The sequence below is a fragment of the Paenarthrobacter sp. CM16 genome (assembly GCF_013179505.1).
Lineage (GTDB): Bacteria > Actinomycetota > Actinomycetes > Actinomycetales > Micrococcaceae > Arthrobacter.
In genome coordinates this window covers 1-8,928 of the sequence record NZ_JABMCX010000197.1, presented here as the reverse complement: position 1 = coordinate 8,928, position 8,928 = coordinate 1, and the positions used below count along the sequence as shown (strand labels likewise).

At 62.1% G+C, this 8,928-nt stretch carries 11 protein-coding genes; 7 read left to right on the top strand and 4 right to left on the bottom strand.

Annotated elements, in window-relative coordinates; all coding sequences use genetic code 11:
- The 3 genes from HP499_RS16430 to HP499_RS16420 form a co-directional block, all read left to right on the top strand.
- A partial coding sequence (locus HP499_RS16430; protein WP_172325292.1) for an AI-2E family transporter occupies positions 1-429 on the top strand: 429 nt, incomplete at its 5' end.
- A gap of 3 nt (positions 430-432) precedes the next feature.
- On the top strand, positions 433-1,671 hold the full coding sequence (gene ilvA / locus HP499_RS16425; protein WP_172325291.1) for a threonine ammonia-lyase: 1,239 nt from the start codon (positions 433-435) through the stop codon (positions 1,669-1,671).
- Positions 1,672-1,685: 14 nt separating this feature from the next.
- Positions 1,686-2,309 (top strand): rhomboid family intramembrane serine protease, encoded by a 624-nt coding sequence (locus tag HP499_RS16420; protein WP_172325290.1) that lies wholly within the window; start codon positions 1,686-1,688, stop codon positions 2,307-2,309.
- Between the two features lie 102 nt (positions 2,310-2,411).
- On the opposite strand, the gene greA is transcribed toward HP499_RS16420, so the two are convergent.
- Both greA and HP499_RS16410 read right to left on the bottom strand, forming a co-directional pair.
- Positions 2,412-2,906 (bottom strand): transcription elongation factor GreA, encoded by a 495-nt coding sequence (gene greA, locus HP499_RS16415; protein ID WP_024820099.1) that lies wholly within the window; start codon positions 2,904-2,906, stop codon positions 2,412-2,414.
- Positions 2,907-3,058: 152 nt separating this feature from the next.
- Complete coding sequence (locus HP499_RS16410; RefSeq protein WP_172325289.1) at positions 3,059-3,517, bottom strand: DUF4307 domain-containing protein; 459 nt, start codon at positions 3,515-3,517, stop codon at positions 3,059-3,061.
- A 74-nt stretch (positions 3,518-3,591) separates the two neighbouring features.
- On the opposite strand from HP499_RS16410, the gene mca reads away from it, so the two are divergent.
- Positions 3,592-4,497: a mycothiol conjugate amidase Mca gene (mca, locus tag HP499_RS16405; RefSeq protein ID WP_172325288.1), complete on the top strand. Its 906-nt coding sequence runs from the start codon at positions 3,592-3,594 to the stop codon at positions 4,495-4,497.
- A 105-nt stretch (positions 4,498-4,602) separates the two neighbouring features.
- Positions 4,603-4,995 carry a hypothetical protein gene (locus HP499_RS16400; RefSeq protein ID WP_172325287.1) on the top strand — a complete coding sequence of 131 codons (393 nt, stop codon included), beginning with the start codon at positions 4,603-4,605 and terminating at the stop codon, positions 4,993-4,995.
- A gap of 14 nt (positions 4,996-5,009) precedes the next feature.
- Here the strand turns inward: HP499_RS16400 and HP499_RS16395 are convergent, their stop codons facing one another.
- Positions 5,010-5,651 carry a hemolysin III family protein gene (locus HP499_RS16395; RefSeq protein WP_172325286.1) on the bottom strand — a complete coding sequence of 214 codons (642 nt, stop codon included), beginning with the start codon at positions 5,649-5,651 and terminating at the stop codon, positions 5,010-5,012.
- Positions 5,652-5,758: 107 nt separating this feature from the next.
- On the opposite strand from HP499_RS16395, the gene HP499_RS16390 reads away from it, so the two are divergent.
- A complete protein-coding gene (locus tag HP499_RS16390; protein ID WP_172325285.1) occupies positions 5,759-6,562 on the top strand; it encodes an isoprenyl transferase in 804 nt (267 codons plus the stop codon).
- A 237-nt stretch (positions 6,563-6,799) separates the two neighbouring features.
- Positions 6,800-8,194, top strand: a complete 1,395-nt coding sequence (locus tag HP499_RS16385) for a PhoH family protein (RefSeq protein WP_172325284.1) — start codon at positions 6,800-6,802, stop codon at positions 8,192-8,194.
- Between the two features lie 104 nt (positions 8,195-8,298).
- Here HP499_RS16385 and HP499_RS16380 read toward each other — a convergent pair.
- Positions 8,299-8,928, bottom strand: a 630-nt coding sequence (locus tag HP499_RS16380) for a GNAT family N-acetyltransferase (protein WP_172325283.1), incomplete at its 5' end; no start/stop codon positions are given.

Genomic DNA, 8,928 nt, shown 5'->3' with positions numbered 1-8,928 from the left:
GGACCTATCAACGCCCTGATCATGCTGGCCATCGTCCTGCTGGTCCAACAGCTCGAAAGCCACATCCTGCAACCCTTGGTGATGGGCAAGGCCGTGGCACTGCACCCGGTAGCCGTGATCCTTTCAGTGGCAGCAGGTTCCTACCTCGCCGGCATCCCGGGAGCGCTGTTCGCGGTCCCGTTGCTCGCCGTAGTAAACACGGCCGTTCGGTACATTGCGGGCCGGACGTGGGAACATGATGAGGGATTGGGCGGTCCGGAGCTTCAGCCGGCACCTGCTTCTGCAGGGCCTGACGGAGACGCCAACTTCAAGGAGGTTCGCCTCCCCAAGCCCGAATCCCGCCTCGGTAAAGGCATCGCAGGCAAGAACAAGGCTGCAGGACGTCCCTCTGCTGAGGGCCCTGCCGTCGACACCACCAAAGGAGAATAGTCAGTGAATACCCTCGAAACCCTGCCCGTCACGCTGGACGATGTCCTCAAGGCGCAGGAGTTGCTCGAGGGCATTATTACCAAGACTCCGGTGGAGTCGTCCCGTGCTCTTGGCAGCCTCGTGGGCGGCAACGTCTTTTTCAAGTGTGAGAACCTGCAGCGCGCAGGGTCCTTCAAGGTCCGTGGCGCCTATGTCCGCATGGCCCGGCTGACCGAGGACGAAAAGAAGCGCGGCGTGGTGGCGGCCTCAGCAGGCAACCATGCCCAGGGCGTGGCCGTAGCTGCCAAGAGCCTGGGAATCAACGCCCGCATCTACATGCCGCTCGGTGTGGCCCTGCCCAAACTGGCGGCCACCCGCAGTCACGGCGCAGAAGTTGTCCTGCATGGACACAATGTGGACGAGGCCCTGGCCGAGGCGCAACGCTACGCCAACGAGACCGGCGCTGTATTCGTACACCCCTTTGACAATGTTGACGTTGTTGCCGGCCAAGGGACCATCGGACTGGAAATCCTGGAGCAGATCCCCAATGTGGACACCATCCTCATGGGCGTCGGAGGCGGAGGACTCCTGGCCGGTGTAGCCGTGGCCATCAAAGCCAAGGCCAAAGAGCTCGGGCGTGAGATCAGGGTGATCGGCGTCCAGGCAGAAAACGCAGCCGCCTACCCGCCGTCGCTGGCCGCTGATGCGCTGGTGCCGCTGAAGAAGGTCACCACCATGGCTGACGGCATCGCCGTGGGCCGGCCGGGGCAGTTGCCCTTCAGCATCATCCGCGAGCTGGTGGACGATGTTGTGACCGTCAGCGAGGACTCCCTCGCGCGGGCGCTGATCTTCCTCCTGGAGCGGGCCAAGATGGTGGTTGAGCCCGCCGGCGCCGTTGGAGTAGCCGCGCTGATGGACGGCAAGATCGAAAACCCGGGGAACACCGCCGTCGTGCTTTCGGGCGGCAACATCGATCCCATGCTCATGCTCAAAGTCATCCAGCGCGGCCTCTCGGCTGCGGGCCGTTTCATGACGGTGCGCATGATGCTGGATGACCGTCCCGGTTCCTTGGCCACGATCGCCCGCATCATTGCCGAAAACGATGCCAACGTTACCGGGCTGGACCACACCCGCCTGGGCGGCTCCATCAGCATGGGCGACGTCTCCATCACCATCAACCTGGAAACCAAAGGCCACGAACACGGCGAACAGGTTCTTGGCGCACTGCGGGCCGAGGGCTTCCAGCCGATCGTGGTGCACTGACGGGAGGGGCGCCCATGGTGCTTGGAATGCCTGAGGGTTCAAAGGAAGAGGCCAGGGAGTCCCTTGCGGGGCGCGCGAAGGGCGGCCTGTTGTTCATGGGTGGGTTCGTGATCCTGCTCTACGTCATCGAGATCCTCAACACACTGATGCGGCACGGCCTGAACTACACCTTTGGCCTGCGCTCCCGCTCCATGGACGGGATACTGGACATCCTGACGTTCCCCTTGCTGCACGCGAACTTCAACCACTTGCTGTCCAACACGCTGCCCCTGATAATTTTCGGCTTCCTGGTTTTCCTGTCCGGGATCCGGGTGTTCCTGACAGCGCTGGCTTTTAGCTGGCTGGGCTCGGGCCTTGCGGTATGGCTGATTGGCGGCGGGGGAGTGACGGTCGGAGCGTCCGGGCTGGTGTTTGGATTCTTCGCGTTCCTGCTGGTGCGGGGGTTTTTCAACCGGAGCTGGTGGCAGATTCTCCTTTCCGTGGTGCTGTTCATGGCTTACGGCAGCATTCTCTTCGGTGTGCTTCCTACCGTCATGGGTTTTGTGTCCTGGCAAGCGCACCTCGGTGGAGCTGTTGGCGGCATTATCGCTGCGGTCCTGCTGCGCCCCAAGGCTAAGGCCAAACTCGCCGAACTCTGACCCAGTTGGTGCCCACACGAAAAACGCCGGCCCGCCCCGCGAAGGGGTGGGCCGGCGTCGTGTATTTCAGGCCGGTGAGCCGTGGAGCCGGTGAGCCGGTGATTAGGCGACGTACGGCTTGGCGGAGACGATTTCCACCGGAATTTCCTTGCCGTTGGGAGCGACGTAGCTCAGGCTGTCGCCTTCCTTGTGGCCGATGATCGCGGCACCCAGGGGTGACTTCTCGCTGAAGACGTCCAGATCGGAGTCTCCGGCGATTTCGCGGGAGCCCAGCAGGAACGTCTCTTCGTCACCGGCGATGCGGGCAACGACCAGCATGCCGGGCTCAACGATTCCGTCATCGGCAGGGGCCTCGCCAACATGGGCGTCGCGAAGCAGTGCGGTGAGCTGGCGGATGCGGGCCTCGATCTTGCCCTGCTCTTCCTTGGCTGCGTGGTATCCGCCGTTTTCCTTCAGGTCGCCTTCCTGGCGGGCAGCTTCGATCTTCTGGACGATTTCAGCCCGGCCAGCGCCGGAGAGGTGGTCCAGCTCAGCCTGCAAGCGGTCGAAAGCTTCCTGGGTGAGCCAAGCCGCAGTGGCGCTATTGGTGGTAGACACGGATTTCTCCTCTAGATCTGACAATGCAAAAGACCCCGCCGAGGTGGCCACTCGTGGAACTCAGTAACCAACTTAACGGGGTGAAGGTTTCATCCATTGTAGTAAATCCTTTGGACGAACCCAAACCCGGTGAGTCACGGGTCACACGATCGTTATTTGCCGCTGTCCACAATCCAGCAGCTGTCCACCACCGCTGAAACGGCCGGGGACTCAGTACGCAGGACCGTGCGCTGGGCGGTGGTGCTGCCGCCGTCGGGATCGTCCTGGGGATCGTTGGGACCGATCTCCACAACTTTCCAACCCACCACTGCGAACTTCGAATCCAAGGCTTTCACGGCACATTTGGCGGTGGCTCCGGGGTATTTGGTGACTTGGTAGTCCGCCTCAGCCTGGGTGCCATCCACCGTGCTGTAACCAACGTCCTTGAACGTGACGGGGGCCTGCGCGGACCCGGTGGCCACGTAAGCTGCGAACCCAATCCCGATGACCAGGGCGCCGATGATGATGTTCCGCTTGGTTTTGCGGGTCATGGCGCGCTTTTGACCGCCGTAGCGATTGGCTAGGCTGGTGCTTGCCGGTACTTGGGTGGCCGATAGGTCCTCTGAAGTCACCCGTCCAGTTTAGTGCCGATCCCGGCGCCCCATCACCGCCCACAAAGCTTGATCCACGAAAGAGGAGCCGTCACGTGACAGCGTCCAGCAGTTCCGACCAGCAGCTGCGGCTGCTCGCCGTCCACGCACACCCGGATGATGAGTCCAGCAAGGGCGCGGCAACCATGGCAATGTACGCCGCCGCGGGAGTGGAAGTGATGGTCGCTACGTGCACTGATGGCTCACGCGGCGACATTCAGAACCCGGCCATGGAAGATGCGCCACACCCGAAAAGGGACATGGCCGGCGCCCGGCGATTGGAAATGGCAAATGCAGCTGCTGTCCTGGGAATTCAGCAGCGTTGGCTCGGTTTTGTCGACTCGGGCCTTCCGGAAGGTGATCCGCTGCCGCCGCTGCCCCCGGGCTGCTTCGCACTCCAGCCGCGTGAACGTGCCTCGGCGCCCCTGGTCCGGCTGGTCCGCAGTTTCAAGCCGCACGTGATTCTGAGTTACGACGAAAACGGGGGCTACCCGCACCCGGACCACATCATGGCCCACAAGGTGGCGGTGGAAGCCTTTGATGCCGCCGGTGACCCGGACCGTTACCCGGGCATGGGAGAGCCGTGGGCCCCAAGCAAGCTTTACTACGACCGTGCTTTCAGTCCCGAACGATTCCGTGCGCTGCACTTTGCGTTGGAAGAGGCAGGATTGCAGTCTCCCTACGCCGAGCGCCTTGCCGCCTGGTTGGAAGCCGACGCCGAGGGCCATACCCCCGTCCCTCCGGGGCACCAGACCACCACTCAGGTGGATTGCGGTGATTTCTTTGAAGCCCGCGACGACGCACTCCGGGCGCATCGCACGCAAATCGATCCCTTGGGATTCTTCTTCGCGGTATCACCGGATCTGCAACGGACGGCGTGGCCTTGGGAGGACTACACCCTGATCAAGTCCACGGTCCCGTCCGAGCTGCCGGAGAAGGACCTGTTCGCAGGGATAAGATAGGAACTCCGGCAGTTTCTATCGCCCGTAGAAATTGCTGCCGGGCCAACCAGCTTCCGGCTACCCGCTGCCTGTCGGCATGCATCAGCTCTCATAGAAGGTTTGAACGTGCACCACTTGATTCTCGCCCTGTCCGTCACTCCGTCGCCCAATCCCTCGGGCACACTGCGGCCCGGCCTGTCCGAGGACCAGGTGACCCCGGGTACGTGGGGCTTCGTCCTGACAGCCTTCATCGTGATCCTTACCACGTTCCTGATTGTGGACATGGTCAGGCGCATCAGGCGCGTCAGGTATCGGGCACAGGTGGAGGAAGCGCGTCTGGCGGCTGAGGAAGAGGCCAGTCAGCCCGCTGACGCCGGTACTCTGGCTCCCGACGCCGGTACTGCTTCCGACGCCGGTACTGCTTCCGACGCCGGTACTCTGGCTCCCGACGCCGGTACTGCGGCGCCTTCGGATGGCACCCCGGAAGAGAATGGCGACGCCGGTACCCGCACCCGCTGAGGGGCCGGGTCAACCTAGCTCAGGACCGCCATCATGATGGCAATGAAGTGCGCCGCGAAAGCCAACACGGTGAAGGCGTGGAAGAGTTCATGGAAGCCGAAGTGCTTGACGCTGAAGTTGGGCTTCTTGATGGCGTAAAACACCGCGCCCGCAATGTAGAGGGCGCCGCCCACGCAAATGAGGATGGCTGCGGCGGCATTGGCTGCAAAGAACTGCGGTAAGTAGAACAATGCTCCACAGCCCAAAGCGATGTAGACGGGCACATACAGCCATCGGGGAGCGTGCGTCCATAGAACCCGGAAGAGCACTCCAACGATCGCCCCGGACCAGACAAGCCAGAGCAACGTGACAGCCTCGGAGCGTTCCAGCAGGGACCAAGCCAGCGGAGTGTAGCTGCCGGCGATGACCAGCATGATGTTGGTGTGATCCAGCCGCTTGAGGATCATGCGGACCTTGGGGGACCAGTTTCCCCGGTGGTACACCGCGCTGACGCCGAACAGCAGGAAGCCGGTCAGTGCGTAGATGGCGGAGGTGATTTTTCGGTCCGCCGTGGGGGCGACCGTCACCAGGGCGATGCCCGCGGCCAGGGCAAAGGGAGCCGCGACAGCGTGGATCCAGCCACGCCAGACGGGCTTGGTTTCGAGGAGCTCAGCCATGGTTAAACCATAACTTACGTTTCAGTAAGTTACTGCTGGGTAACAAGTGGTTGGTGGATTTTGACCCTCCGCTGCACCGGCTCGCCAGCTGGGGAAGGTAGCCTAGGATGTGCGTCGTCGTACAAGCAAGGAAGTCAGGTGAGAGTGGCGTGGAGCTGCCCGGTTTCCTCTATGGCTTCTATGAGCGCAAACTCCTGCGCTCCCTCAAACAGGACCAGATCCCGGGCCACATCGGTGTCATGGTGGACGGGAACCGCCGGTGGGCCCGCCAGTTCAACGCACCCACCAGCCAAGGACATCAAGCCGGTGCAGACAAAATCCACGAATTCCTCGGGTGGTGCCAGGAGCTCGGCGTCAAAGTAGTGACGCTCTACATGCTGTCCACTGACAACATGAACCGCTCCGGTGAAGAGCTGGACCTTCTCATGGGCATCATCGCGAACACCATGGATCGCTTGGATGAAGACGAGGACATCTCTGTCCACGCCATGGGTGCTCCTGAACTCCTGCCGGACTACCTCGCCGAACGGCTCAACAAACTCACGGCCCGCACACCGGTCCACGAGAAGATCCATGTCAACGTCGCCGTGGGCTACGGCGGCCGTCGCGAAATTGTCGACGCCGTCCGCGAACTCCTGCACGACGCCGCCGCCAAGGGGCGGAACATGACGGAGGTCGCAGATGAACTTTCGGTGGACGACATCTCCCGGTTCCTCTACACCCGGGGCCAGCCCGATCCTGACTTGGTCATCCGCACCTCAGGTGAGCAGCGGCTCTCCGGCTTCCTGATGTGGCAAAGCGCCTACAGCGAGTTCTACTTCTGTGAGGCACTGTGGCCGGCTTTCCGCAAGGTCGATTTCCTGCGCGCACTCAGGGATTATGCCGGGCGCCAGCGCCGCTACGGAACATAGGGCTTTCCGGTTCATCAAAAATTAACGAGCCGGACATGCGACTTGCCGGGCGTGGGTTGCGGAAATGAATGTGTCCGGGATTACGTTAATCACATCAGCAGGCAAAACCGCCCGCTGATCGGGGAGGCCAGTACATGGAGCGGAACATCGCACCAGTTACATGGGAGGCCACGCCCGGCCTTCCGGCCGAGCCGCTTCACCATTAGGCCGGGCGAACTGCCCGGGGCTGGAGTCGATGTGGCTATTTCTGAGCAACTGCCCGCAATGGTTTCCGACGGGGAAAGTGCAGCTACCTCTCGCGCCAAGCGCGTCCCACAAACAGCGCGGACCAAAAAGTCCGCCACAGGCCGCAGCTACGTCATCGATACGTCCGTCCTGTTGTCCGACCCCCACGCATTATTGCGATTCGCTGAACACGAAGTCATCGTCCCCATCGTGGTCATCAGCGAACTGGAGGGTAAACGCCATGATCCAGAGCTTGGCTACTTCGCCCGCAAAGCGCTACGGCTCCTGGACGATCTGAGGATCGAACACGGCGGACTGGACCAGTCCATCCCCATCGGGAACGACGGCGGAATGCTCCGGGTTGAAATGAACCACATCTCCCCGGACGTGCTGCCGGCAGGATTCCGTGGAGGCGACAACGACAGCCGCATCCTGGCCGTGGCCAAGAACCTGGCCAATGAAGGCAACGACGTCACTGTGGTTTCCAAAGACCTCCCCATGCGCGTCAAGGCGTCCGCCATGGGCCTGCAGGCGGACGAGTACCGCAACGAACTCGTTAAGGATTCCGGCTGGACCGGCATGGCCGAAGTGGAAGCCAACGACGACGAAATCACCACACTCTACGGACACGAGCCCGTTTTCATCCCCGCAGCCGCCGAACTCCCCGTCAACACCGGGCTGGTCCTCCTCTCCAACCGTGGATCGGCATTGGGCAGGGTGGGTGCCGACAAGCAAGTCCGCCTCGTCAAAGGCGACCGCGATGTCTTTGGGCTCCACGGACGCTCGGCCGAGCAACGGCTTGCCATCGACATGCTCATGGACCCCGCCGTCGGGATCGTCTCCATCGGCGGGCGCGCAGGCACCGGCAAGTCCGCGCTGGCCCTCTGTGCGGGCCTGGAAGCTGTCCTGGAACGCCGCGAGCATCGCAAAGTAGTGGTCTTCCGCCCCTTGTACGCTGTAGGCGGCCAGGAGCTCGGCTACCTCCCGGGATCCGAGTCCGAAAAAATGAACCCCTGGGCCCAGGCCGTGTTCGACACCCTTGGCGCCCTGGTGAGCCAGGAAGTCGTTGAGGAAGTCATGGACCGTGGCATGCTCGAGGTACTGCCACTGACCCATATCCGCGGGCGTTCCTTGCATGACGCGTTCGTGATCGTTGATGAGGCGCAATCCTTGGAGAAGAATGTCCTCCTCACCGTCATGAGCCGCATCGGACAAAACTCCAAGATCGTCCTCACCCACGACGTCGCACAGCGCGACAACCTCCGCGTGGGGCGGCATGATGGTGTCGCCGCTGTTGTAGAGACACTCAAAGGCCACCCGCTGTTCGGTCACATCACGTTGACCCGTTCTGAGCGGTCGCCGATTGCTGCGCTGGTGACGGAACTACTCGAAGGGGCTGAAATCTAACCCCATCGACGCGGTGCCGCCTTCGGCGAAGGCCAGACATCCTCTGCGTGCTAGCTCGTTCCTCGCTTTTGACGCACGCTGCCGGATGCCTGGCCTTCGCCTTTTCAGTCACCCGCCGGAAGTTCTTCGATTCCAAGATAGTAGGAGAAGGCTTCGTGGCCGTGGACTTTGAGGGTCCAGTCGGGGCGTTTGAAAGTGGTGGGGGTTAGGCGGACTTTTTGGACTTCCTCTACTCTGTCTCCCCAGCCTTCCCGGGAAATGCCGTTTGGCTCGTAGCCCAGGCTGGTGGAGACGCCCAGGGATTGCTGGTTCCAGAGAGCCGCCTCGGATTCGGCCACTTCGGCCTTCAGGAAATCGAAGGCGTAACTCACGACGGCGGCACGCATCTCCTTGCCGAAACCCTTGCCTTGGGCGGACTGCTTGAGCCAGGAGCCAGTGCTGACTGTTTTCAAGGTGTCGAAGTCCTTGGCGCCGATGTCCTGGACACCGAGGAACTCGTTGTCACTGAAGACTGCGAGCAGGAGCGTCCAGGATTCCTTGGTGAAGTTGGCGCGGCACCGCCAGTACCACTGGGCCATATTGGGTGCGAGCTCATTATCCGGAAGGTCGGTCCAAGGGGTACTGAACGGATTTTTGCCGGGCTCGTGGACGCCGGAACGGGCAGCAGCCACCGCGGTGGGAATGTCGTCGTCGAATACTGGACGGATGCTCAGCCTCGGGGTGGTGAGGGTGAG

Coding starts and splice junctions, on each gene's coding strand:
- HP499_RS16395 (WP_172325286.1), bottom strand. CDS start 5,651: ATGGCTGAGCTCCTCGAAACCAAGCCCGTCTGGCGTGGCTGGATCCAC.
- HP499_RS16390 (WP_172325285.1), top strand. CDS start 5,759: ATGTGCGTCGTCGTACAAGCAAGGAAGTCAGGTGAGAGTGGCGTGGAG.
- HP499_RS16420 (WP_172325290.1), top strand. CDS start 1,686: ATGGTGCTTGGAATGCCTGAGGGTTCAAAGGAAGAGGCCAGGGAGTCC.